Below are 25,307 nucleotides of genomic sequence, written 5' to 3'. Positions count from 1 at the left end.
TTATAACGCTATGAAGCGCTTACTTATAGCTCTTTACGCTAAACACACAGGTAACTTAAGCTGAATATTTATATAGCAGCTTTTATAAGGATGGCTGTATAATGCGCGACTTAAAATTAACAGGGTATTTAATTGTGAACCGTCGTAAAAAAATCGTCACTAAATTTCAAAAGAAAGATAAACGCACTAACGCTAAATTGCACAAAGGCAATAAACCGTCTTATGTGTCAAAAGCTGAGCGCGAAAAACTAGCTGAACAAGAAAGTAATGAGCCACAGGTAATCCAAGAGTAACTTTACGTTACCTGTTGTTTTGATAATTTAAAGTGGCAAAAGTACCGACCACTTACATAACACACTACTGCCGTGGCAACTATAAGCTCAAACGTAGCTAAGTAATTAACTGCATCTACATATGGTATTGCGAGGTTTATACTTTGCATCCAATCAGCCATTTTAAATAATGCAGTTGCCCCAATAACCATTGGAAACGTAAAGGCAGCGTAGCTAGGCGTAAAAGGTCTGCGTAATAACTTTATAAATAACACATAAACAATCAGTGTTTTTATTATCGCTAATATAAATAATGCGCCCACTATAAAAAGTGATGGATTAGCTACAATATGAAAATATCCCGCTAATGTTAAACTGGCAGGCGCTGCTAAAATGGCAAGTGTTGGCTGTATTTCGTAGTCACTTTTTAATGCTAATAAAAAGCGATAAAACATAATTGGCAGCATTATAGCGTACGTTGATATACCAATAACTAACGCACTATAAGCTAACCACGCTAATGTCGGATTTCCCGAAAAAGTAATGTCTGCAATAATTATCCCCACTGGTGGCACAAACCAGCTAGGCGCCATATCTTCAAAATTAAACTTTTTTGCTCGCTGGTATAAAAAGCTCACCAAAAATGTGAGATGCAGCACAAAAGCTAAAACCCACATAATATCACCAGCCAATGGGTTAAATTGCCCAATTGAGTTTGAAATAACAAGATTAGTCATTGCAAATGTAGGGATCACACTTCCTGCAACTGGGTGTGCTAAATCGGCTTTTAATAAGTGAGGGTGCAGTAAAAACTTAGCAGCCAAAAGTAAAACTAATACGCCAGCTAGTACCGCTCCCAAAAATTGCCCTTGGGAGTTTAAATTAAAAACGTTTTCCCATGTCCATCCCATACTAGCAATACCCAAAGCTAAACCGGCCATAGCTGTTGGCGCACCCATCACTTTATTTTTAAATTGCTTAAACACTGTATTTCCTAATTATTGGGTGATGAACAAGTTACTGCTTTTTACTGCATTGCCTTAAAATAACGCTGTAAAATTAATACAAGCGTGTTTAATAGAACGCTTTTTGCGTACAAACATTTCATAAAAATAAGTTTACGGCTTAATTATTAAAGCGCAAAAAAAGCCATAACGTGGTTATGGCTTTTGCTTTATTTTAAATTTGAATATGAGGTTAATTAAAACGTGTAACTAACGCTTAAATTAAATGAACGCCCCTGCCCTGCAAGTTGTTCAAACCCGTTGCTGCTATCTTGTTTAAGTGCCGCAATACTTACACCCCCTAGCGGGAGTTGGTAGTACTCATCAAACACGTTACTCACTTCTGCGCTTAGCGTTAATGAATCCCATGTGGCTTTAGAGCTTAAATTAACCAAGCTGTAGCTGTCTGTTTGGTTTTCAAAACGATTATTATCTACACGGCTTTTAGTATCTACCCACTGCCAAGATAATGCATTTTCAAATCGACCTATTTGCTGGCTAATACCTAGCTGGGTTTGCAGTGGTTTAATTTGATAAAGCGGCTGGTTAGTATCGTCGCGCTTGCCTCTCGTATTAGTAACATTAGCGTGTAACTGCCAGTTACCTAAGTCCTTAGATTCATAAATGTTGGCTGTTAAATCTATTTTTGCACCATACAAAATGGCATCGACATTAGTGAACTGAAAAATGTTACGCGCCGTGTTGTCCAAGTTATAACTATTGAAGCTTCTTACAATACCAGCATCAATATAGTCGCTCACATCGGTATACCACACATTGGTACTTAATCGCCAACGATCATCTTTAGCCGATTTAATATAGGTAGCACTTAAAGTATGCGCTGTTTCAACGTCTAAATCAGGCTTACCAATATAACCATTACCATCGCCATACCAACCAATCATGGTGGTTGCCATGGTACTTACACCCCAACTGTATCGTTCATATAAATTAGGCGCTCGGTTTTTACGGGCAAGACCAAATTGCAGCTCATCATAATTTGTTATTTGATAGTTAATTAATAAGTTAGCATCAACTATAGTGTCGGTTTTATCTCTGTCGCCAGCATTAAAATTCTGTGCAGCGATGGTATTATCTGTAGACGTATCGCTCATGGTCATACTTTCCATACTACTCATATCGTCCATATCCGTCATACTCATGTCATCGTTGTAAGATTGAACCTCTCCAACGTGGGTATTAATACTTTCAATACGTACGCCTGCGTTTAACCATAACTTTGTATTTATTTGGCTCTCAAATTCTGCAAATGCCGCTATGCGCTCTCGTTTACCATTATTTACATTTACGTAATCGTCTGGTCCCATCATGGTTGAGCCTTCAATACCTGGCCACCAATCATCAATACTGTAATTGTAATATTCTTGACCGAGTAAAATACTGCTGTTTTTATCAAGCGCGATACGCCATTTAAGCTGCGTACTTATATCTTGTGCATCGGTTTTCATTCGCATCATGCCTGTTTTTTCTTCACTGAAAAAACCCATTTCGTGCTTTACGCTATGCCAGTTAACTTGCCCTTCAAGCTCGCTGTTTTCAAAGGAGCGTTTGTATTGAGCTATTGCACCGTAGCTGGTGTTATCGGTCATATCCATATACTGATTTGCAAATCCCTGATACGGGATTTTTTGATGCGTTAGCTTTATAACTAATTGCTGTTTATCATCGCGCATAGCTGCGGTTAAACTATGATTTTGTGCTCGATACAATGTATCTAATACTACATCGCCGTTACCGTCTTCATAACTATCTGCGTCACTAAACGAACCCTGATAATTAAGGCTAAACGTGTCACTTGCTAAACGTGCACCAACGCCAAGTTTACGTCCGTTATCAACGCTACTGTACTTTGCTGACACATAACCTGAGTGCCAACCTAATTCATTGCTATCGCTATACTGTGGTGAAATAGAATTAACGCTTATTACACCGGCAATATTATCCCCGCCCGCGCTTACTGGCGACACGCCTGCAACCACATTGTAAGACGTAATTTGATTAGCCGAGATATACGAAAGTGGCGGGTTCATATGATTAGCGCATGCAGCGGTTACATCTGCACCATCAACTAACACTTTAACTCTGTCGCCCATTAAACCATTTAAAATAGGTAAGTTAGATACGCCGCCCGCTGCTGAAAAATCGACACCTAAATCACTTAATAACGATTCTGACGAACCAAGTGCTAAATGCTTATTTTGAGCATGTCCGTGTACTTCAATCACTTCTAAAGGCATATCGTCGGCAAATGCAAAAGGAGATAGCACACCGCTAATAAAAAGTGCGACAGGCGTTAGTAAATATGTTTTTTGAGTTTTGCTTTTATAAACCATTGTTAATTTATGCCACTGTAATAATTGACGTAATTATAGTGTGAGTTGCAAAAGCAAAAGCGCGACATATTGTCGCACTTTATCAATTTAAAATGTTGTTAGGGGTGTTTGAACACATAAGAAGGCAGCTTTAAACATAGGAACATGCAATTAACTAAGTATTTAACTTAGCTACCGTTTGAGAAACAATATCGGCTCCACGTTCAATCTCTTTAATGACCTCAGACACATTAGCAATAAGCTCTCTTCCTTGTTTTGATGAGTCTGAAACTGACGTTATTTGCTTTGATATATCATTAGTGAGCTCCTGGTTATTTTTAACAACACTTGCTATTTCATTAGTAGAGCGACTAGTGCTGGCTGCAAGCTGCCTTACTTCATCAGCTACTACAGCAAAACCTCGACCATAATCACCAGCACGCGCTGCTTCTATTGCGGCATTAAGTGCCAGTAAATTAGTTTGATCCGCAATGCTGCTAATTGTCGAAACAATGGAACCTATGACCGCAGACTGTTCATTAAGATTTTTTATTAAATCTACCGATTTAAGTACTTGGCTTACAATGGCGTCGGAGTTCGCTATAGAGCTTTGTAGTATTTCAGAGCCTTTTTTAGCGGTTGTAGCAGTAGCTACCGCCGATTCATGTGCTATTGCAGCGGCTTCTGTCACTGCACTGTTATTATTAATTCGATCGGTAATATTTGATGCAAACTTAATTATTTTAATTACATTACCTTTGTTATCTAAAATTGGGTTATAAGTTGCTTCTAACCAAATTTCTGAACCGTCGGCGGCAATACGTTTAAATTTTCCTGACTTAAACTGCCCCTGCGCTAATTCACTCCAAAAGCGTGGGTTTTTCTCATAAAACAATTTAGTACAAAACATTTTATGATGCTTGCCTACAATGTCTTTTAAGCTATAACCTATTGTTGCTAAAAAGTTTTGGTTCGCCTTTAAAATATTACCCTCTGGGGTAAACTCTATTGTAGCCAAGGCTTTGTCGAGTGCATTTGCAATAGCTTCTTGCGCTTTTCTTTGTATGTAACTGGTCGTAATATCAGAGGCTATTTTAATAACTTTGGTGACTACGCCGCGCTCTTCTACAGGAAAGTAAGTTGCCTCAAGCCAAAGCTTATCGCCATTAGCTTTGTACCTTAAAAACGAGCCTGCTTTAGAATTCCCTGTTTTTAATGCTTGCCAAAATTGACTATATTCGTTTGACTTTGCATATTCAGGTTCGCAAAACATACGATGATGCTTACCAATTATTTTCTCTTTGCTATACCCAATCGTTTTTAAAAACAACTGGTTTGCGTCTAATATTATTCCATCAGGTGTAAACTCTATATAAGCAACGTGCTTATTAATTGCCGATAAGATAGATTGTTTTTGAATTAATTGAAGCTCCATTTCTTCAATTTTTGCGTTTCTTTTAGAAATACCAAACATATAAAAACCTTAAGGAGTAAATTAGTACAAAAATTAGCAAATTAATGTGATATCAATATGTAGCTGTACTGTAAATATAAGCTTTAAATAACCTTTCGGCTAATATTTAATACCCTGTAGACGCCTGCTTTATAAATAGTTTTTTTATTTTATGAATGTTAAGTAGTATTTTCTTCTAATTAACATTTTAAAAACCTAACAAAAACACTAATTTATGCATGACTCTGTGCTTTTTTTAAATTAAAATAACGTTCTCACTGACTACCCTCTCACACCAAATTTAAGCATACACATGATATTTCCTATTCAGGATTCATTGTGCAATTTCATTTTTAAATTAAACCTAAGGGATCATCTATGACATCAGATGTAACGTCGGCATCTAGTCAACTAAACAGAACTGCTATTTTACTCGTATTAGCGCTTGGCACATTTATTTTAGGATTATCTGAGTTTTCGATGATGCCTATGCTGCCACTAATTAGCGAAACATTTGGCTCAACGCCATCACAAAGTGGCTATGCAATTAGTGCTTACGCCATTGGTGTTGTAGTGGGCGCCCCTATTTTAATGCTTACCACTGCTAATATGAGAAAGCGCAAAGCATTGCTCATATTTATAAGCTTAATGTTTGTCTCAAACGGATTAAGCGCGATGGCAACGTCGCTTGAGCAGCTTGTAATATTTAGATTTTTAAGTGGTTTACCTCATGGTGCATATTTTGGCGCGGCTATTTTATTAGCATCTGATATTGCCCCAAAAGGTAAGCGTGCTAGCTTTATGTCTAAGGTGTTTATGGGTTTAACTGTGGCCACTATTGTTGGTGTGCCTGTTGTAACACTTGTGGGTCAAAACCTTAGTTGGCGGTATTGTTTAGCCGGCGCTGCAGTGCTTGCATTTATTGCTTTTATTTTTGTTTATAAAGTAGTTCCAAATATAGATAACGCTAAGCCTTCTAACTTACTAAACGAGTTTGGTGTACTTAAAAATAAACTGGTTTGGTCTATTTTGGGTATTGTAATTATTGGCTTTGGCGGGGTGTTTTGTATTTATACTTACATTGCCGACACCATCTTAGTGGTAACAAAAACAGCACCGTATACTATTTCTATCGCAATGGTAATGTTTGGTATTGGTTGTACGCTCGGTAACTATGTACTGGGTAAAGCTGCCGATAAATCAGCAATTAAAACAACAGGACTTGCGCTTGTATGTACAATTGTATTTGCCTTTGCTTATGTAACGGCAAGCCATAATATTTGGGCTCTTTATGCAGTGATCTTCTTTATTGGTTGCAGTGTGGGCTTGGCTACGCTGATTCAAACGCTTTTAATGGACGTTGCACCCGAAGGCCACGCTATGATTGGTGCCTTAGTACAGTGCGCATTTAATACTGCCAATGCTATAGGCCCTTGGGTCGGTGGAATTGCAATAGCACAGGGTGCTGCACCTAATCAAACAGGTTACGTAGCAGCTGCATTATTTTTAGGTGGTTTGGGTATGTGGCTACTAAGTTACTTACAACTAAATAAACAGCAACCAACAGCGCAAGCCACTAATTAACTTGAGTTCAGATTAATTTAAAATACAAAAAGAGCCGCTAATTAGCGGCTCTTTTATTTTTAATTTACCTAGTAAATTAAGCGTTTAACGATGCCATATCAATAACAAAGCGGTATCGTACGTCTGACTTTTCCATACGCTCGTATGCAGTGTTAATTTCGTCAATGTTGATCATTTCGCACTCAGGTAGCACGTTATTTTCACCACAAAAGTCGAGCATTTGTTGCGTCTGTGCAATACCACCAATAAGTGAGCCTGCAATACGACGGCGACCCATTAACAGTGGCACCGTGCTTAGCTCATCTACAGGACCAACTTGGCCTACAATAACTAAAGTACCATCTACATCAAGTAGTGGTGTGTAAATAGATAAATCATGTTTTACAGGTACCGTATCTATAATGACGTCAAAGGCAGATTGCGAGTCTTTCATTTCGTCATCATTAGATGACACTAAGTAGTGCTGAGCACCCAATTTAACCGCATCATCTTTTTTAGACTCACTACGGCCGATTACCGTAACGCTTGCGCCCATTGCAACTGCATTTTTAACGGCCATATGGCCAAGTCCGCCTAGACCAACAACACCAACACGGCTACCTTTTTTTACGCCCCATTTATGAAGTGGCGAGTAAGTAGTAATACCTGCACAAAGTAGCGGTGCTACGCGAGAAAGGTCTAAATTTTCTGGTACGGAAAGTACGAATTCTTCGCGTACAACGACATGTTTAGAATACCCACCTTGGGTCATTTCACCACTAATGCGGTCTTTGCCTGCGTAAGTACCAATCATACCTTCGCGGCAAAATTGCTCTTCGTCGTTATCACATTGATCGCAGCTTTGGCACGAATCAACCATACAACCAACAGCAACCGTGTCGCCTTGCTTGTATTTTTTAACGTCGCTACCTACCGACATAACTTTACCAACAATTTCATGCCCAGGTACTAATGGGTAGTCACTGCCACCCCAATCATTTCGTACGGCGTGTAAATCTGAATGGCACACACCACAGTATAAAATTTCAATTTCTACATCGTTATTTCGTAAATCGCGGCGCTCAAAAGAAAATTCTGTCAATTCAGAACCTTGGCTTTTTGCTGCATATCCTACTGTTTTCATAATAACTCCATAGTGGTTAAAAATTTAAATCATCAACAGCATAGTACATAGCCTGTGAATAGAACCTGACAATATAAAATAGGCACAAAAAAAGCCCAAACAGTGTTTGGGCTTAATCGTTAGGACTAGGGAGCTAAATTTAATTATTTTGCAAGTAAGCTGTTTAATTCATTAATAATTGAATGAATGCGCTCTGCATTTTTTCCTAAATCACTACGCCCTACTCGCGACTTACTACGAATATCAACAAAACGTTGGCTGCCTTCATCTTTAATACGAATTACCACATCGTCTTTAAAACCAAACCACGTTGTTGTATCGGTAGCTTCCACAATACCTGTAGCCGTATTTGCACTTACCAATGCAAAGCCAAGATTTTTAACTGCTTGTTCGCTTGCTGTCATTAAATCGGCTTTAGATTGTGCAAAGCTTAACGTTACCAGCTCCGGGTATGCTTTGCGTTGCTGTACTGCCGTTTCTTCACCCGCGTATTCTACTGGGTTAGATGCATTTGCACGTAGTGGTGCAATTGCTACAAATTTTGGTGGATTAACTAAATCAGTTGAAATGTCATGAATTGCCGGTACACCTTCAGCCTTGTTCATCATATTAAGTGGCATAGCAATAGCCACAACCGAAAATACAAGTGCAATAACACCACTGCTTAGCGTTAACGTTTTACGCATAAATAACGCTTGTACTATAAGTAGCACCAATGCAGCGCCACCAGCATAAACGCCAAATTTAAACCCCGTAAATGCAACACCTAATTCTACAATACCAAATTTATACAAAGGCCCTGGCAGTATGACGAGTAAAAAAGCGATTAAACTAACTAAGCTCACTAAAACTTTCATTTTATGATTCCTATATTGTGTGTGATTTTTATTATTAAAGCAGATAAGCACTTTTAACCAGTAGCTTATACTACTAACAAGTGCTTTTAGATTACTATTAGCGACTAATTACACAAAAAAGTCCAATGTTGTGTGATCAAAGTTACTCAAGTTTGGAAAAATATCAACAAGCTCAGAGCTTGGCACACCAAACCACTGAGCCAATGTGGCAAAGTACTGCTCATTAGCAACACTTGGAATTAAACGCCCGCCACCGGTATCTTGTGGGCCATCCAAATGTTGAGTTAGTAGCTCGCCATATATATTGCCGCCTTTTACTGCGCCGCCCATTACTATTTGGTTTCCTGCCCAACCATGGTCAGTGCCATCGCCATTTGAGGTCAACGTGCGACCAAAATCAGACATAGTAAACGCAGTCACTTTATCTGCCATATCAAGCTCTTTCATCGCGCTATCAAATTCACTTAACCCTTGAGCTAACGTATTTAATAAAGCAGGGTGCGTTGTTAATTGGTTATCGTGCGTATCATACCCCCCCATAGAAACAAAAAACACTTGGCGCTGAGTGCTCAATTTTGCCTGTACGCTAATTGTTTTAGCTACTGCTGCAAATTGCTCACTAAGGCTATTATCGCTAAATGGGGTAATAAGTGCAGGCGCGCTTTCTAACGCGCTGTTCATTGCTTGAGTGTTATTTATCGCACTTGTTAAGCCATTGGCATAAGCTGTACTTAACGGATGGCTCGTATTGCCTAGTAAGCGGTTCATAATAGAAGTTACGTGCTCGCTACGAGGTTGATACCCTCCAAACGCGTTAATACTACTAATGCCACTTTTGTTAAGCGCAAATGCATTGCTAGCACTTCCCGTTTGCCATAAATTAGTACCGTCGAGTGATACATTAGCTGCAAACTCATCTTGTAGCTCTAAACGTTCTAAAAGTCGTGCGCCCCACCCGCTATTAAGTGATTGTTTTTCTCGACCATACATCCATGCAGCTTGCTGATCGTTATGCGAAAACAAATGCTTAGGCAAACCTATTGTTTTATTTTTATAGTCACTCAATGTTGTGGGAGCGAGTAAAGTACCTACCCCACCTATAAATGCTAAATTTTGAGATTCAAACACATTTTGTATAGGTTCAAGTGAGGGATGAATACCGACTCCACCGGCAAACTGGCTTTTAATACTTAACTCAAGTGGGCTCTCTACCGCCAGGTTCTGCCTACTTTGCTCGTAAACACTACGTTGCTCGCCTTCAAGCGGAACTAGCATATTTAACGAATCATTCCCTCCGTATAAATACACACACACTAATGCTTTGTAATCTCCTAGCTCAACTGCATTAGTCGCTCCAGTTAATGCTTGTAATTGCAGGCTCGTTAACGCGGCAGCCGATACACTACCTTTTACACATAACGACAAAAACTCTCTTCTATTAATGCTCATTATGCGCTCCTAATACTGCACGTTAAATTCAGGTGAAATAGCAATCATATATAATAAATACGAAACCCGTTCACGGTATTGCTCTTCATTAAAGTAGGCATCTAAATCAAGTAATGCTTGGCGTGTGTCACTGCTCATTGCGCCTGCAAAATATAACGTGTTGTACTGAGCTAACAGCGCGCTAACACCGTTTTTCTCTAAAACATTCATGTCGTCTTGAACATAAATATAAATACTATTTGAATTTAAATCGCTGCGCGCTTCTGCGGTACTCCAAACTAAACTTGCGTAAAGCGCGTTCATGGTACCAATCAGTGTTGCGTCGTTTGCTATTTGTAATTCTGGTGCAACAATACCTTCATTTCGCAAAGCTGCGGTTTGATAATCAGGCCTAAAAAAGTTAAATACCGAAGCCGATTGCATGGGTCCTTGTCCGTAGCTATTTATTAAATTCCATGTTTTATAATAACCCGCTGGCGATTTAGCATCGAGATTTCGCCAAAACTGTACAGTTTTTAAAATAGGCTCTTTAATTTTACCTTGGTAATCAAGCACTGAGCCAAAATGCCGTGCTTCATCATCTAAATATATAGCCTTTACTACCGCCGCTAAATCGCCGCGTACACCAGCGCCGTTATCAATAAATATATTAGCTACTCGCTCAACGTATTGGGGTGTTGGGTTTGAGGTAATTAATCGCTGAATAAGCTGCTTGCTAATAAACGGCGCAACATTTTGATGATTAAATAAATTATCGAGCGCTATTTGCAATGACTCTTCTGCTACATAACCTTGTGGTATAACCTCACCGTTTAGTAAGGTTTTTTGTTTACTAGAATGGTACTCGTCAAATGCTTCCATTGGCTTAATATAATCACGACTTTTACGCTTAAATGTTTCACTATCGGCAAACGTCCAACCGGTAAATACGCGTGCAAAACTCTCTATTTCTACCTGTCCGTAAGTGGCAATGGTATTACCTTGTGCATCAAGCTTGGCGCTGCCATCTAGGTTTAGCTCTTCAAGGCCAATAGTAAATAACTGCATTACTTCACGTGCGTAATTTTCGTCTGGGCGAATATTAAGTGTATCGTCTGCTTTTTCGTTACCCAAATGGCTTAAATAAGTTCCCATAATAGGCGAAAGCGTGACATCTTCGAGTAAGTCACGATAATTACCAAAGGCATGCTTTAGTAATAAATCGTAATAAGTGATCATGCCCTCAGGTTGCCCTCTTAAGGCACTGTTCTCATCCGACACCACTAATATTTCACTTAACGCAAATGCAACACGTTGACGGAGTTGATCGTCACTTTGCATTACTGCTTTCCACCATGCATCTATGCGGCTTATGTATTTAAAGTCGTCATCGTCATTTAGCTTTACTAAATAATCACGGTGATAATTAATAGGTAGCGCTATTTGTTTATCAAGCCATTGCTGCTCGCTTAAACCTTGTGCGTTTTGTATTTCACTAAGCTTAGGCCCCATTGTTGCTTGGTGTAGTAACCGTGCGGCGCTAATCTCATCCATATTATTGCGCGCTATAAAGCTCAGCGTTTTTACACTGCTTGCTCCTTCATTGTCGGTTGCTGTGACCGAAAAAGCGTAATTAACAGGCTTATAACTTTGCGCATTTAGCAGTGTTACTGAGGTGGTTACTGCCTCTAAAGGCCCGCTAATTAGTTCAGGCCCTTGCGTTTGTTGCCATACAACCGATGTAATAGTGCCGTCTTTATCACTGGCTGTTGCTGTTAGCTCAATTGTTTGGCCCTTACTTAATTCACTAGGAATATCAGCGACTGACAAAATGGGGATTTTATTTCCGTTAACGGTTGGCGTATCATCTGAGCCTGAACCACCGCAAGCGCTTAGTATAAAAACAGTGCTTGCGATCAGAGCAAATTTATAATGCATGTAAAGTCGTCATCATTTGTTAATTAAAGTACGTTAGTGTGTACCGAGTTTGATGCATTTATTGAAACACAAAATTTACAATTTAACTCTTTATTTTTTGTAACCGAATCATGAACGCCCCATTAATAATGCACTAGCTGCAGGGGTAAACAGCCAGAGCTTTATTATTTATGAAAACAGAAATTCGCTATTGTTTTGAATCTTCACAAGTTGCTAACCGGTTTTTACACGAGCTGAAAGACTGGCCGGTTAACGATGTAAAAACACGACTTTTTAATGGCGGCGATAGTGTAAAAGTGACATACGAATACGACGAAAGTGGTTTTGATTACACTTGCGCCGAACTTGACGACCTAGCACAGAGCCATGGCGGGAAAGAGGTTTAAGCGTTTTATAATAAAAAACAGCTGATGCATCTTTAATAATTCACTTGAATTATATAGATTTGATTGATGTTTTATCTCTACCTGAGTTTTTCGCTTCGTAAAGCATTATGTCAGCTTCTTTAATTAGTGATTGCATAGACACATTATTACTACTTAAGGTTTCTTTTGTAGCAAATACACACCCAGCACTAATTGTTAAATACTCACGTACAGGCGACGCTTCATGAGGTAGATTTAATTCCCTAACCGCCAAAAGCAATTGCTGAGATATATCTACAAACTCTTCATAAGAAAGCTGTTTAAAGAATAATATGAACTCTTCGCCGCCATAGCGCGCCACTGTACCTGTGTTTTGCTTAGCTACTTGCTTTAGCTTTTGGGCAAGAGCTTGTAAAACGTTGTCTCCGCCTTGGTGACCATAAAAATCGTTATAATTTTTGAAATGGTCTACATCAAGTAATATTATTCCAAAGGCATTTTTTTGCTGTTGAGCCTGTTCCCATTGCGCCACAATAATTTCGTCAAAGGCACGCCTGTTGTAAATTTGGGTTAACCCATCAATTTTACTTATTTTTTCAAGCTTAAAATTTTGATCTTTAACTTGTTTAATTAATGCATTAAACCCGCTAATTAAAACGCGCATTTCTAAAAATTTATTACTGAATCTCAGAGGCTGTAAATCGTTTTTAACCAACATTGAATTGATAGCGGACGCACCGTTAATAAGTGGTTCAATAAAGTAACGATTTACAATATAGAAACTCAAAAGTGACATTACAAAAAACATTAACAAAATAAGTTTTAAATAGTGATCAAATAAAACTGGCAGTGTTTGATGGTGGTGCTTAATGTTCAAAGCAAGAAGTGGATTACCGTTTATATCTAGAATCACCCTTTTCCTTTGAGTGGCAATGTCCTCTCCTTGGAGGCTCCCTTTAAGCGTCGCAATATCGTTTAAAGAACTAGCCTGTTCTATTTGTAAGTAGCTAAGCTCCACTTGTGCAATCTCAGCTAAGGACTTGATCAACGACGGTCTTACTTTTTTTATAAAAACAATACTACCAACAGGCTCACCTGTTTTATCTGTTCGCTTTATTACATGCGATGCAAACATGACAGGGCCGTCCGCTGTTTGCAAAAAACCAGAATGGCTTAAACTGTTGTCGTCTTCAGAGGCTTTTGAATTAGGAATAATTGCGCGGTTTAATTTATTAACCTGTAAATCTAAATCAGGCGCATCAAACTCAGTATGTTTAATATAATCATACGCTTGCCCGTAAACCATATTAAAATTTATATCGTAAATAAACACACCATCAATTTTGAGAGAGTAGAAGGTGTCACCTACAAAGTTTGAATCTACATATTCTACGTCAAAATCAGCCATGTAATTATAAGTATCATCCCATACGGCGTAGTCATAATTGAGTGTTTCTAAAAATATAAACTCTCTATCAAGCGCAATTTTAAGACTTAATAATTCACGATTTTGATAATCTTCAATACTAGTGTTTATGGTCGGCAGGCTAAAGAAATAGCGGTACCCTACTAATAAACTTGTTACAAAGCACATTAAAATCAAAGTACCTATTATTACAAAAAATCTTAATGTCATAGTCTCTATCTAATCGTGTAAAATTAAGTCAAAGTAGCTTACATTTTATGCTTTAGACTTGCTGCATCTAAATAATAAATAATTAGCTTCTTACTAAAGCGTAGTATAAATTCATGAGCAGGAATAAACAAAGTTTACTATTAAATTTTATAGCGTTAAAACTTTAGCCCTTTCAATAATATATTTAATATAGACATAAAATTATACCAATTCGCTTAATTAAGTGGTCTATTTTGAGGGCGGAAAAACGTGTTGATAGCTAGGCAAAAAATTCGCTATTTAGTTGTTCTAAATGAGAATTTTTTAACGCAGGTAGCGACACGTTTAGCCCCGCAAAATGATTAAGTATTATTGCGGATTGGTATTACACATTTAAAGTAGTACAAAAAGCTGAAATTATTCCACTACAGAAAATTCAACTTTTGATGGAGACGAACTCGCAAGCTCCAGTACTTCGTAATAATTTAAACCATCTATTTTTTTGCCAATAATAAAGTAATTCATTTCCCCCATCATGGTCGGGTCGCCCATAATATCGTCTAAGCTTTGCACGTCAGAAAATTGAATTGCGATTAAAGCGCCTAAAAAACGCATGGAATCTTGAGGCTTTAATGCTTTTAAAACTTTATTAACTCCCACTTGAGTTGTCTCTGGTGTGGAGCCATCAAATCTAAAATCATTTTTTGTGCTAACGCATGCACTAAGCATTAATATTGATAATGCGATAAGTAAATGTTTCATATATATCCTTATTTGTATTATTAGTTATTCGTTTATTCGTGATATTTGCGGATCATCGCCACTTTGCCGTTTTCAATTTCAATCACTTCCATCATTGTGGAGGTGTACTCTATTGGCTGCTTATTTTGCGGATGAATACCTTTTACATAGTTTTTATAACGAATAGCAAAGCCTGTATCGTTAAACACAAATGTATTAAGCAGTGTGCTTTCAAACAATGTGTGCGCACCTAAGTAAAAACTCATACCTTTGCGCATCTGCTTTTTACCATCTGGAGTACGTGAGTCATCCGGTTGATACGGAATATGCTGATTGCCAATATCATCGGTTAACAATACAAGGTAAGCCTCAAGCTCTTTAGCACCTGCGTTAGGTGCTTGTGTGGCGGTCATTGTTTTATAGTACTGCTGCGCAAACGCATTTAAGTCGAGTGGCTTTTCAGCATAAGCCGAAAAAGCAGTTACTAAGGCCAAGCCTAACGTTAAAAGTAGCTTCATCACTTACTTCCCTGTAGTTAAAAATATTGATTCATTTATAGGTACACTATATTAATACGCTCAATAATAAAACAAATAACTTTAAGTAACTAACATCTACATTTTGCTCTTAACTCTATTCGTTGCAACGCTGTTGGCAGGGTCGTCTGGCCAAAAATGTTTAGGGTAACGACCTTTCATTTCCTTTTGCACATCGCGGTAACTGCTAGCCCAAAAGTGCGCTAAATCTTGAGTAAGTTGCAATGAGCGTTTACCTGGCGATAACAACTCCATAAGCAGTAGCAGTTTACCGTTGGCAAGCATAGGCGTACTGGTCAAGCCGTAAACTTCTTGCATGCGCACGCTTAGCTTTGCGGGGCCATCAAGCTGGTATTCTATTTTTATATTTGAGCCACTTGGCACCGTTAAGCGCAGTGGTAACAATGCTTTTAACGCTGTTTGTTGTTGCCAATCAAAACAGTTTTGTAATGCTTCAAAGTAGTTAAACTTTTTAAGCTGCGTAAGCGTTTTAATATCTTCTAAAAACACGCCTAGCCACTGCGCTGCATTTTGAATAAGTTGTTGCTCGTTTATTTTTGGGAATTTATCAGGCATTAAATTACTTGCTAAGCTCATACGTATCAGCAATTGCTGCGCATCAGGTTGCTCGTTAAATAATGCAAAACCGTGTTTAGCAAATAAGTTAAGCCACGCTTTAGCGCGCTCGCCCTTATCTAGTTTTTGTTTACTAGGCTGGCTGCTGAGCGTTATAGCCCCGAGCTTTACTTCATCTTGATGAATAAAACGTGCTGATTTTTCGTCAAACTCACAGCGAGTAAGTTCACTAAATAAATGCGGTAAAAATTCTTGTAACTCAAATGGGTTAAGTGCGGTGGCTGTAAATATACGCCCTCCTTTGTGCCCGCCCATGGTTGCTATAGCTAAGTAATCGTCGTTGTGCCAGTAATCGGCATTTAACTCAGCACCTGCACCATTGGCAAGTAGGTAACCATTACCGCGTTTTTTAGCGATGCGATCTGGGTACGCCAATGCCACTAGCAAACTAATATAATGCGTATTTAATTCGCTGTTTTCGTCTTTTACTTTTAAGCGGCTTTGCCAATATTTTAACTGCTGTTTAAATACCGGATGCGGACGTTGCTGTTGGCTATGCAACGCTAAACTCAACTCGTTTGCACTGTTTACTCGGCTCTCAAGTAATGCCACTAAATAAATAGCGAGCCTAAAAATACCAGGGAGTTGGTCATCAAGTATTTGTGCTTTTAGTAGCATATGCGCCAAACGAATATCAGCACCAAAACCTAACATTTTACTGCCAAGCGGTGTGAGCTTACCCTTGCTATCAATAGCTTCTAGCATGTTAAGCAAGTTACTTGCTTGCTCGCATTGTTGCTCAGTGGGCTTATCGAGCAAGGTTAGCTCATCAGTACTGGCTCCCCACTGCTTTGCCTCAAGCATAAGTTGGCTTATGTCTGATGTGAGTATTTCGGGATTGTCGTGGCTATTACGTCGCTCAAAGGTTTGCTTTGAGCCAATTCGATAAACAATGCCCGGCTCTATTCGCCCTGCACGTCCTGCACGTTGCACAGCAGAGGAGCGCGATATACTTTGTGTTGTGAGCTCTGTAACCCCTGTTTTTAAATTAAAGGTAGCTGCACGGCGCTTGCCGCTGTCAATTACAATGCGTATGCCTTCAATAGTTAAACTGGTTTCGGCTACATTGGTGGTAAGCACTACTTTGCGCATACCGTTTGGTGCAGAAGCAATAGCGGCTTGCTGATTAGCTTTATCTTGCTCGCCAAATAGCGTTGCGACTTGGCAGTTACTAGGTAAATCGGTGAGTGCTTGTTGCACGCGTAGTATTTCAAATTGCCCAGGTAAAAATACCAACGCACTGCCTGTTTGCTCATTAAGTGCTTGTTTTATTATGGTAGGAATTGCATCAAGCCAACGGCTTTCATCTTTTATGGGTATGTATACTTCGTCTATTGGGTAGCTGCGACCGCTCGATTGAATTACAGGGCAATCAAAAAACGCAGTGTAACGCTCGGTATCAAGAGTTGCCGACATAAGCATAATGGTTAAATCTTCACGCAGCGCACTTTGGGTCTCGAGCGCAAAGGCAAGTGAGGTATCGGCTGCAATTGAACGCTCATGAAATTCATCAAATATCAGTAAATCAATATCGCTTAATTCGGGGTCGTTTTGCAACATGCGCGTTAGCATGCCTTCGGTGACTATTTCGAGGCGCGTATTAGCGCTTACTTTACTCTCGCCCCTAATCCGCAAGCCCACACTTTGCCCAACACTCTCGTTTTGGCACTTTGCTAGGTAGCTGGCTATATTACGAGCAGCTAAACGGCGAGGCTCTAGCATTACAATACGTTTAAAATGCCCATCGCGCATTAGTTGCAGCGGCAACCACGTAGATTTACCCGCACCAGGCGGCGCTTGTAATAACGTAATAGGATTACTTTGTAATGTAGTAACGAGTTGTTGATATATGTCTTGAACCGGCAGCACAGCTATTTACCCTAAATTGCTTTGCAGGCATTGTAACAAAAAACCGCAGCGACACCGCGGTAGATGCTTATTAATAATTGCTATTAACTACCCGACACCATTCTAATTCGATCTGCAGGCACTCGTAATTGCTGCATTAAGTAAATTTTAAATGGTGCTTCGTAAGGTTGCTTATCAACCGCTTTTTGCATGCATAAAAGCCATGCATCACTTTGCTCAATTCCTACATGTAGATGTTTGTGCGCTTGAGGAATGTTAATACTGCCAAAATGTTCAGCGTATAATTTAGGACCACCTAACCAGCCCGACAAAAAATAAGCGAGCTTTTTTCGCGATGCCGATAAGTCTTTTGAATGCATACTCCTTATATTTTCAGCCTCTTTTAAAGCGTCCATATTATCGTAAAACGCATTCACCAATTGTGTAATACCTGCTAACTCACCTGCCATTTTGTATGAGCAGTCACCCACTCCATATTCACACGTTTTTGTATTCATAACTCACTCAGCTTAACTACTTTGTTTAATACCTGCATATTAGCTTAAAACAAAAATTTAAGAATGAGTTACATCAAAGCGGCGTAACTTATGTCAGCAATAATTACAGGCTGCTATGTATATTTTTTAATAAATAGCGCAATATTAAAAACAAAATCGCTCAACATAAAAATATAACCAACTGATAATAAAAACAATAAAACCATTATTATTCCTTGGTACAAGGCTTGCTACTTTATAACTGACAGTTAATTCACTAACCTAAAGTAAGGATAAACTTATGAACAGCGATCGTATCGAAGGTAATTGGAAAGAACTTAAAGGTAAGGCTCAACAAAAATGGGGCGATCTTACCAACGACGATTTAGATAAAATTGAAGGTAGCCGTACAGAGCTAGTTGGTAAAATCCAGCAGCAATACGGTAAATCTAAAGAAGAAGCAGAGCGTGAAGTTGATGAGTTTGAAAAAGGTCGTTAAACCGCGTTAACCGCTTTTAAAAAAACCGCCATTTGGCGGTTTTTTTGTTTAAGCTGTAGGTTATTTAGCTACGCTTTTAATTGGTTACCAATCGGTAACTGCCTAATACGCTTTCCGCACGCTGCAAAAATAGCATTACATAATGCTGGCGCATAAACCGGTGTAGATGGCTCGCCTACCCCTGCTGGTGGTGCATCGCTTTGTACAATTTCAACTTCAATCTCAAGAGGTGCGTCGCTCATACGCGGTACGCGATAATCATGAAAATTACTTTGCTGTACGCGCCCTTTATCAAAGGTAATACCATCGCTGATTGCAGTTGTAATACCGTAAATAGAGCCACCTTGGGTTTGGTTTTTAACAGTGTCGGTGTTTACAACAGTACCCGCATCAATGGCAACCCACGACTTAATTACTTTTAAATCGCCAGCATCCGACACTTCTACTTCAACTACCGTAGCTACGTAAGTTAAAAAGCTTCTGTGTGCTGCTATTCCTAAACCTCGACCTTTAGGAAGCTCTCGCCCCCATTTACTCATGTCAGCTACTTTTTCAATAACATGGCGCAGTCTGCCAATATCTAAAGGATAAACCGCTTTATCGCCACCGTAATTATCGTATGTGGCATTTTGCTCAGTTACATCAACAATGCGACTCGGACCTATAGTGTCTAGTAAATAGTCTTTTTGGTCGCGACCGGCTTTATGCGCTGCTTCGCCAATAAATGACTGAATAGCAAAGGCATGAAAAATATTTGATACAGAGCGCATCCAACCAATTCGTGCTTTGGCTTGCGCATCACCGTTTTCTAACTTCATATTAGGTGTGTTAATAGGATTATCGGTAAATCCTAAGCGCAGTTCAAAGCTTCCTGGCGTAGTCGCCCCTTCTGAAAAGGTAGAGGTAATTGGTGAAAACGCGGTGCGGTGTAAATACGATTCTATTGCGCCATTTTTATCTAGCGATGCTTCAATGTGCTGAGCCGAAACTGCATGGTAAAAACCATGTTGTATGTCGTCTTCACGCGTCCATTGCACGCGAATAGGCTTGCCTACTTTCATTGAAAGATAAGCTGCTTCTGCTGAAAAGTCAGGTTTTGACTTACGCCCAAAGCCGCCTCCTAACATGGTAACGTGAACATTAATTTTGCTCTCGTCCATGCCAAGCATTGCCGCCACTGTTTTCATATCGGCTTGTGGATTTTGCGTAGCAGCCCATATATCAACACTGTCTTTGTTGTACATAGCAGTTGCACAAGGTGGCTCCATTGGGGCTTGAGCTAGATGCGGCGCGTAATAATCAGCTACCAGTTTATTGCTCGATTTAGCCAACACGCCCATGGCATCGCCTTTATCACGTATGTTTGCCTGTGGAGTTTGTACTGTTTTTAGTAATGACTTTTTAAATTCTTTTGAGTTGTAATCGCCATTTTTGCCATCATCCCACACGACTTTTAATGCCTTACGCCCTTGCCATGCAGCCCATGTGTTTTTAGCTATAATCGCAATTCCGCCTTTTGGCTGAAACTGCGGCGCGCCTTTTGGTGCAGGTATTTCAATAACATCTATAACGTCGTTTATCGCTTTTGTAGCACTGGCATCAAATGACTTAACAACACCGCCTACTACAGGCGGGCGTTCAATTATAGCCACCAGCGCTTGTGGTTCGCGTACATCGGCTGCAAATATAGCTTTGCCTGTTACTAAATCGGCTAAATCTATGTGCGCCATGCCGGTATTAATGTAGCGCCATTCTTTGCGTGTTTTAAGTGTTAGTTTGTCAGCTTCTGGTGGCGTTATTGTAAATGCTAAGTCGATTAAATCTTTATAAGTAAGTGATTTACCTGAGCTGTGAGTAACAACGTGCTGTACTGCGGTACATGTTTCTGGTTTTACACCCCAATGCTTAGCGGCAGCATGCTGCATCATGTAACGCACACTTGCGCCCATTTCACGCAGGCGCTGCATGTTGTAGCGAATACTGCGCGAGCCATCGGTATTTTGATCGCCGTATTTAGGGTCGCCCTTACCCTGAATAACAATAACCTTATCCCACGCGGCTTCCATTTCATCGGCAACAATTTGTGCGATTGCAGTGCGAATTTGCTGACCCATTTCAGAGCGATGGCAGGTTATTTCAACCATGCCGTCTGGGCGCAGTGCAATAAATAAGTTTGCGCGTTTTGCCAGCTCCGATGGCTGCTCTAACACACCAGCAATCGCTCTTGGCGCACTGCCTACAAAATAAGTACCGAGTACCAACGCACCTATTGCACTGGTTTTTAAAAACTTACGGCGGTTTAAATCAAAATATTTATTATCTTGGCTCATACTTCTTCCCCTTGCTCATTTGGGTCAAAATACTGCACGCCCGCAATAGTTTTAGCGGCTGATTTAATTGCTTTATGAATGCGCGGATATGTACCACAACGGCAAATATTGCCCGACATATTACTTACTATTTCATCATCGCTTGGGTTTGGATTTGCAGCTAATAAGCTTGCAGCTTGCATCATTTGGCCGCACTGGCAAAAACCACACTGCGGTACTTTATGCTCAACCCATGCTTGTTGTACTGGATGGTCGCCCTGCTCGCTTAACCCTTCAATTGTTGTAATTGAAAGACCCGCTACTGCCGCTACAGGCAATACACACGAGCGCTGAGCTACCCCATCTATATGCACCGTACACGCACCGCACTGAGCCATACCACAGCCAAATTTAGGCCCAGTTAAATTCAATTCGTCTCGGAGATACCATAATACTGGCGTTGACGGATCGCCAGAAAACTCATGTTTATTACCATTAATGGTAAGCGTGATCATACTAAACTCCTTGGCAAAGCGCTTTACAGGAGGGTTCCTTGTTGCGCGAGAACTATTTTTAATTACTTACTATTTTATACTTACTACTTTTAGCCTACCACTTAGATCTATTTTATAAAAATACTAATTATTAGAACGTTTAAACCACATTGAAAATATTAACGTCTGATTATTAGTATTATAACTAGGCCCTGCTGACCTTTTTAGATTGAAGTTCACTCAATCTAGGGGAGATTTAATCGCGGCGGGAGGTTTGTAAACAACAAAGCGTAAATTGCCCCTATGCAGAATCCTCGGGGCAGTGCATGTTAAACCTCGAAAGATAAACAGCCCTAAATAAAAGCCTAAAAACATCCAAGTTAAAACTTACAATATATTTAAGCAAAAATCGTATTAAGTAACCACATCGTTATTAGCAAAGTGTAGGGTTATACGAACACCTATGACAAAAGTAAGCAATAAATCGTTGAGTTTAAAAAGATTATTAATAAATAAAAAACCGCCATTTGGCGGTTTTAGATAGTGTAAATAAGCTTTTAACTACTAATTAAAACGGCGTCTACCAAATAAAACCACTGATAGCAGCGTAAGTAAGTAATAAATACTGCCACCTGAGCTAGAGCCTGAATCAGATGAAGGAGTCGCTACCGTAGCAGCTTGCTTACCTTCAACGTTTATAGTCACAGTTTGAACTGCAGAACTATCAAATTTATCTTTAGCTACATAGCTAAACGTTACTACATGATCGGATTCGCTCGTAGGAGTTAGTTTAAACAATCCAGTATCAGGCTCAAATGTTAAAGTTCCTGAATTTGGCTCTGTTACCACTTCAAATTCAAGTGTATCGTTGTCGCTATCTAATGCTGAAAAGCGACCATTCACTTCACTCTTATAAGAGGTGTTATATGTTACATTTTGAGCTTGTGGAGCTGTATTTGTCAGTTCAATAACAACATTATGAAGCTCTGATTCAACTAAAGAATCTTTCACTGTAAAGCTAACTGATACTGGCTCAACCGAGTCACCACTTGGTGAAAAGGTCACGCTACCTAAAGCAGAGTCCATTAACTGAATTTGCCCATGAGCAGGCGAATTTTTAATTTGAAATATTAATGGCTCTGCGTCTTCATCCATACCTTCTAAATTAAAGTTAAGCGGTGTATTCCAATGAGTTTGTAGTGTCATATTATTTGCTGTAGGTGCTGTATTTTTTAGCTCTAACGTTAAGCTTGATAACGCTGAACGTGAACGATCTTTTACTGTGTAGTAACTAAGCTCGTCAATGCCTACAGCGCCCGATGGTATATAAGTTAATAGACCCGCCTGTCTGTCGGTAAACTCGACCCTACCCAGAGTTGGTCTCTTATTTAAAACTACATAATCAATATCATCTGATACAGGTAAGTCTATTTGTATGCTTTTTAAAACATGATCAGAGTAGCTTAAAGCTTCAGGCTTAGCTAAAGGCTCAGCAACTTGATTAGAAAACACCTCCAATGACTGACCTGCCAACAAGGTATAATCAACATTATTATACGTAGAAGTTGCTAACCAACTGTCATTATTCTTACGCTTAGCAGTGTATGAAACCACATTGTTATCTAGGTTATATTCACCAAACTGATCAGAACACGAATACTGCACAAATCCAGCTCTTACAGACACAATATTATTTAAAGTGTTTTGGCACACTTCACTAATTAATGTTGTCTGCCCATTTAATGCCACTTTGTAAAGTGAGCCGTTATAGGTAGATGCAACTAAAGTTTCTTCTCCATTAATAACAGTGTTAACCAAACCGTTAAAGCTTTGCTCCAAAGCAACTTTAGATATAGTGTTTTCAGAGTAGTCATAACTAATGAGGTAATCACTAACGAGACCAACCACATCTATATTTTCGTTATTAAGAAAGCTTCCAGTTACTATTGAACTCATGCCGCCCCAATAAAATCCTAAGCGAGGCGATGTTTTTAATAACTCTCCAGTTTGCCCATTTAATACTTTAAAAAAGGTACCTTCACTTCCTGTATGCTCAGCACCATTACCTACTATTATTTCTAGCTTGCCATCATTATTAATATCTAACGTTGTTAAGGTACTAATGTAGTCTCCGTCGCCAAGATATGTTTGAAATAGCTCTTCACCCGTTTCAGGTGAAAACACCTGTACATTCGCATCGTATATAGCAGAGCTGCCAGCAATAATATAATTCTTACCATCATCAAACAGCTGAGCAGTAGTAACTAAATTATTATTATCCCAATCGTTATTAACGCTTATATTTGTAAGTATTTTTTCATTAGTTTGTGTATCTACTATATGCAAAGCGTTACTGTCACGCTCGGAATAAAGTATATCTAAGCTTCCGTTGTTATTAATATCAGCAAGTGCTAACGCTTTATTTGAGTAGTACTTAATGCCTTTAGCCCACTGTTGAGTTTTGTCATCCGTGTTGTGAATATAAAAACCATCTTCACCAGATGAAGAATAACCTGAGCCCCAAGCAATATTTTGCTTACCATCACCGTTAAGGTCATCTACAACAATGCCCGACACACCATGCTCTGGATTATTAATACTCCAAAACTCAACGCCTGTTGTGAGTGAAAGCGCGTATAAACTTCCCCACTGACCATCGCCGTAAACTAAATCGTCGGTACCATCGTTATCAATGTCTGCAACTATTACCTTATCAATATCTAAGTCGCTTTGAGCTGTCCATAAAATGCTTTCAGTGCTTGGGCTTAGCATTTCTATGCTGTACCAACTTTGCCCATTAATCACTTCATCTAAGCCATCGTTATTAATATCAACAGCAATTAAATGCTCGCCATTAAGACTCACACTAAGTTGTTTATGCAGTAAAAGCTCTGAATTTTCGAATCTATAAACCGCACCATCACTAAATAAAACTTCTTTTGCATTAGCCTCAGTAAACGAGCCTGTCACAAAATTTTGTGGTACGTTTTCAAGTACCGCAATTTCAGACAAATCGAGCGAGTTAAGTACAAAAAGCTTACTACTTTGATAAACAAAAAGCTCATCTTGCCCATCGTTGTTTATATCAAACTTATCTGCTGCTCTTGGGTAATAAAACTCTTTACTTAGCTCTATCTCTTGAGTGACTAAATTAACTTTATGTACTGCGTTATTTTCTAAAACATATAAGTAGTATGTATCTGCCACTATATCTTTAATTAGCGTGGTATCTTCAATATAGTCATCAAAGTCGTAGCGACCAGTTACTTCATACGCACCTTTTACATATTCTATAATATTAAAATTGCTCTCTTGGGCGGATATAATATGCTTACTACCCACACCCGACAGAGGTGCAACGTACAAGCCTTTGCGGCCTGTTGAGTTACCTAGCGAAAATTCACGAAATACACTACTAAGCTCTATGCTTTCCTCGTCTGAGGCAGTTTGAGTAAGGCTATTATTTTTTATAATTGGCGCGAATTGAGGTTTTTTAGATAAACTTTCAAAATGAGCTTTATCAAAATTTATTTTTTGATCGTTAATTAAAACAGCATCACCGTAAGTATTTTCTTGAGTGTTTTTTATAGGTTGTGCATGAGTATTGGCATTCACTGAATACGCGCTCATCATGAGCAACGTAAGGCAAGATAGTTTAATCAATTCCATAATCCTTTGTATTTCTTTATTTAATCACGTCACTACAACTGCAACGTTCCATTAACACGGCATTATATAGAGTACCAACCGGAAATAAAGAGGCGATTAACAAAGT

19 protein-coding genes are annotated in these 25,307 nt (G+C 39.2%); 4 read left to right on the top strand and 15 right to left on the bottom strand.

The features are described from left to right. Positions 1 to 101: 101 nt before the first annotated feature. Positions 102 to 293 (top strand): DUF2986 domain-containing protein, encoded by a 192-nt coding sequence (locus I6E72_RS04090; protein WP_024610949.1) that lies wholly within the window; start codon positions 102 to 104, stop codon positions 291 to 293. Between the two features lie 2 nt (positions 294 to 295). Here the strand turns inward: I6E72_RS04090 and I6E72_RS04085 are convergent, their stop codons facing one another. The 3 genes from I6E72_RS04085 to I6E72_RS04075 all read right to left on the bottom strand — a co-directional run bounded on the left by I6E72_RS04085 (position 296) and on the right by I6E72_RS04075 (position 5,083). Then, entirely contained in the window at positions 296 to 1,258 is a 963-nt protein-coding gene (locus tag I6E72_RS04085) for a TDT family transporter (RefSeq protein ID WP_197111132.1), read from the bottom strand. A gap of 215 nt (positions 1,259 to 1,473) precedes the next feature. After that, positions 1,474 to 3,630 (bottom strand): TonB-dependent receptor, encoded by a 2,157-nt coding sequence (locus tag I6E72_RS04080; RefSeq protein ID WP_197111130.1) that lies wholly within the window; start codon positions 3,628 to 3,630, stop codon positions 1,474 to 1,476. 154 nt (positions 3,631 to 3,784) lie between these two features. After that, positions 3,785 to 5,083, bottom strand: coding sequence for a methyl-accepting chemotaxis protein (locus I6E72_RS04075; RefSeq protein WP_197111128.1), 1,299 nt, complete (start codon positions 5,081 to 5,083; stop codon positions 3,785 to 3,787). Positions 5,084 to 5,440: 357 nt separating this feature from the next. On the opposite strand from I6E72_RS04075, the gene I6E72_RS04070 reads away from it, so the two are divergent. Next, positions 5,441 to 6,646, top strand: coding sequence for an MFS transporter (locus I6E72_RS04070; protein ID WP_007581242.1), 1,206 nt, complete (start codon positions 5,441 to 5,443; stop codon positions 6,644 to 6,646). Between the two features lie 76 nt (positions 6,647 to 6,722). Here I6E72_RS04070 and I6E72_RS04065 read toward each other — a convergent pair whose 3' ends face one another. The 4 genes from I6E72_RS04065 to I6E72_RS04050 all read right to left on the bottom strand — a co-directional run bounded on the left by I6E72_RS04065 (position 6,723) and on the right by I6E72_RS04050 (position 11,992). Beyond that, complete coding sequence (locus I6E72_RS04065; RefSeq protein WP_007581239.1) at positions 6,723 to 7,769, bottom strand: NAD(P)-dependent alcohol dehydrogenase; 1,047 nt, start codon at positions 7,767 to 7,769, stop codon at positions 6,723 to 6,725. Positions 7,770 to 7,912: 143 nt separating this feature from the next. After that, positions 7,913 to 8,626 carry a DUF1499 domain-containing protein gene (locus tag I6E72_RS04060; protein ID WP_010555166.1) on the bottom strand — a complete coding sequence of 238 codons (714 nt, stop codon included), beginning with the start codon at positions 8,624 to 8,626 and terminating at the stop codon, positions 7,913 to 7,915. 108 nt (positions 8,627 to 8,734) lie between these two features. After that, positions 8,735 to 10,075, bottom strand: coding sequence for a DUF1501 domain-containing protein (locus tag I6E72_RS04055; protein ID WP_010555167.1), 1,341 nt, complete (start codon positions 10,073 to 10,075; stop codon positions 8,735 to 8,737). A gap of 9 nt (positions 10,076 to 10,084) precedes the next feature. After that, positions 10,085 to 11,992 (bottom strand): DUF1800 domain-containing protein, encoded by a 1,908-nt coding sequence (locus I6E72_RS04050; RefSeq protein ID WP_197111126.1) that lies wholly within the window; start codon positions 11,990 to 11,992, stop codon positions 10,085 to 10,087. Positions 11,993 to 12,162: 170 nt separating this feature from the next. On the opposite strand from I6E72_RS04050, the gene I6E72_RS04045 reads away from it, so the two are divergent. After that, the gene (locus I6E72_RS04045) at positions 12,163 to 12,378 is read left to right on the top strand and encodes a hypothetical protein (RefSeq protein ID WP_002958138.1); all 216 of its coding nucleotides are present in this window, start codon (positions 12,163 to 12,165) and stop codon (positions 12,376 to 12,378) included. A 49-nt stretch (positions 12,379 to 12,427) separates the two neighbouring features. Here the strand turns inward: I6E72_RS04045 and I6E72_RS04040 are convergent, their stop codons facing one another. The 5 genes from I6E72_RS04040 to I6E72_RS04020 form a co-directional block, all read right to left on the bottom strand. Further along, positions 12,428 to 13,993, bottom strand: coding sequence for a diguanylate cyclase domain-containing protein (locus I6E72_RS04040; protein ID WP_231620496.1), 1,566 nt, complete (start codon positions 13,991 to 13,993; stop codon positions 12,428 to 12,430). A 396-nt stretch (positions 13,994 to 14,389) separates the two neighbouring features. Continuing rightward, positions 14,390 to 14,734: a DUF6694 family lipoprotein gene (locus I6E72_RS04035; protein ID WP_007581228.1), complete on the bottom strand. Its 345-nt coding sequence runs from the start codon at positions 14,732 to 14,734 to the stop codon at positions 14,390 to 14,392. 32 nt (positions 14,735 to 14,766) lie between these two features. Next, on the bottom strand, positions 14,767 to 15,231 hold the full coding sequence (locus I6E72_RS04030; protein WP_197111125.1) for a nuclear transport factor 2 family protein: 465 nt from the start codon (positions 15,229 to 15,231) through the stop codon (positions 14,767 to 14,769). Between the two features lie 96 nt (positions 15,232 to 15,327). Continuing rightward, positions 15,328 to 17,754, bottom strand: a complete 2,427-nt coding sequence (hrpB, locus tag I6E72_RS04025; protein WP_197111124.1) for an ATP-dependent helicase HrpB — start codon at positions 17,752 to 17,754, stop codon at positions 15,328 to 15,330. Positions 17,755 to 17,837: 83 nt separating this feature from the next. After that, positions 17,838 to 18,251, bottom strand: a complete 414-nt coding sequence (locus I6E72_RS04020) for a group II truncated hemoglobin (RefSeq protein WP_197111123.1) — start codon at positions 18,249 to 18,251, stop codon at positions 17,838 to 17,840. Positions 18,252 to 18,531: 280 nt separating this feature from the next. Here I6E72_RS04020 and I6E72_RS04015 point away from each other — a divergent pair, with 280 nt between their 5' ends. Beyond that, positions 18,532 to 18,729, top strand: a complete 198-nt coding sequence (locus I6E72_RS04015; RefSeq protein ID WP_007581220.1) for a CsbD family protein — start codon at positions 18,532 to 18,534, stop codon at positions 18,727 to 18,729. A 68-nt stretch (positions 18,730 to 18,797) separates the two neighbouring features. Here I6E72_RS04015 and I6E72_RS04010 read toward each other — a convergent pair whose 3' ends face one another. The 3 genes from I6E72_RS04010 to I6E72_RS04000 form a co-directional block, all read right to left on the bottom strand. Then, positions 18,798 to 21,059 carry a xanthine dehydrogenase family protein molybdopterin-binding subunit gene (locus I6E72_RS04010; protein ID WP_197111122.1) on the bottom strand — a complete coding sequence of 754 codons (2,262 nt, stop codon included), beginning with the start codon at positions 21,057 to 21,059 and terminating at the stop codon, positions 18,798 to 18,800. Continuing rightward, on the bottom strand, positions 21,056 to 21,553 hold the full coding sequence (locus I6E72_RS04005; RefSeq protein WP_197101447.1) for a (2Fe-2S)-binding protein: 498 nt from the start codon (positions 21,551 to 21,553) through the stop codon (positions 21,056 to 21,058). Before I6E72_RS04005 ends, I6E72_RS04010 begins: the two co-directional genes overlap by 4 nt. A 543-nt stretch (positions 21,554 to 22,096) precedes the next feature. Next, the gene (locus I6E72_RS04000) at positions 22,097 to 25,195 is read right to left on the bottom strand and encodes an Ig-like domain-containing protein (protein WP_197111121.1); all 3,099 of its coding nucleotides are present in this window, start codon (positions 25,193 to 25,195) and stop codon (positions 22,097 to 22,099) included. Between the last annotated feature and the right edge of the window lie 112 nt (positions 25,196 to 25,307).

This window comes from Pseudoalteromonas sp. NSLLW24, from assembly GCF_015864725.1.
Lineage (GTDB): Bacteria > Pseudomonadota > Gammaproteobacteria > Enterobacterales > Alteromonadaceae > Pseudoalteromonas > Pseudoalteromonas arctica.
This window is presented reverse-complemented; position numbering and strand designations above follow the sequence as displayed.

Coding starts and splice junctions, on each gene's coding strand:
- I6E72_RS04045 (WP_002958138.1), top strand. CDS start 12,163: ATGAAAACAGAAATTCGCTATTGTTTTGAATCTTCACAAGTTGCTAAC.
- I6E72_RS04040 (WP_231620496.1), bottom strand. CDS start 13,993: ATGACATTAAGATTTTTTGTAATAATAGGTACTTTGATTTTAATGTGC.
- I6E72_RS04015 (WP_007581220.1), top strand. CDS start 18,532: ATGAACAGCGATCGTATCGAAGGTAATTGGAAAGAACTTAAAGGTAAG.
- I6E72_RS04010 (WP_197111122.1), bottom strand. CDS start 21,059: ATGAGCCAAGATAATAAATATTTTGATTTAAACCGCCGTAAGTTTTTA.
- I6E72_RS04030 (WP_197111125.1), bottom strand. CDS start 15,231: ATGAAGCTACTTTTAACGTTAGGCTTGGCCTTAGTAACTGCTTTTTCG.
- I6E72_RS04005 (WP_197101447.1), bottom strand. CDS start 21,553: ATGATCACGCTTACCATTAATGGTAATAAACATGAGTTTTCTGGCGAT.
- I6E72_RS04065 (WP_007581239.1), bottom strand. CDS start 7,769: ATGAAAACAGTAGGATATGCAGCAAAAAGCCAAGGTTCTGAATTGACA.
- I6E72_RS04055 (WP_010555167.1), bottom strand. CDS start 10,075: ATGAGCATTAATAGAAGAGAGTTTTTGTCGTTATGTGTAAAAGGTAGT.
- I6E72_RS04060 (WP_010555166.1), bottom strand. CDS start 8,626: ATGAAAGTTTTAGTGAGCTTAGTTAGTTTAATCGCTTTTTTACTCGTC.
- I6E72_RS04090 (WP_024610949.1), top strand. CDS start 102: ATGCGCGACTTAAAATTAACAGGGTATTTAATTGTGAACCGTCGTAAA.
- I6E72_RS04035 (WP_007581228.1), bottom strand. CDS start 14,734: ATGAAACATTTACTTATCGCATTATCAATATTAATGCTTAGTGCATGC.
- I6E72_RS04070 (WP_007581242.1), top strand. CDS start 5,441: ATGACATCAGATGTAACGTCGGCATCTAGTCAACTAAACAGAACTGCT.
- I6E72_RS04075 (WP_197111128.1), bottom strand. CDS start 5,083: ATGTTTGGTATTTCTAAAAGAAACGCAAAAATTGAAGAAATGGAGCTT.
- I6E72_RS04050 (WP_197111126.1), bottom strand. CDS start 11,992: ATGCATTATAAATTTGCTCTGATCGCAAGCACTGTTTTTATACTAAGC.
- I6E72_RS04080 (WP_197111130.1), bottom strand. CDS start 3,630: ATGGTTTATAAAAGCAAAACTCAAAAAACATATTTACTAACGCCTGTC.
- I6E72_RS04020 (WP_197111123.1), bottom strand. CDS start 18,251: ATGAATACAAAAACGTGTGAATATGGAGTGGGTGACTGCTCATACAAA.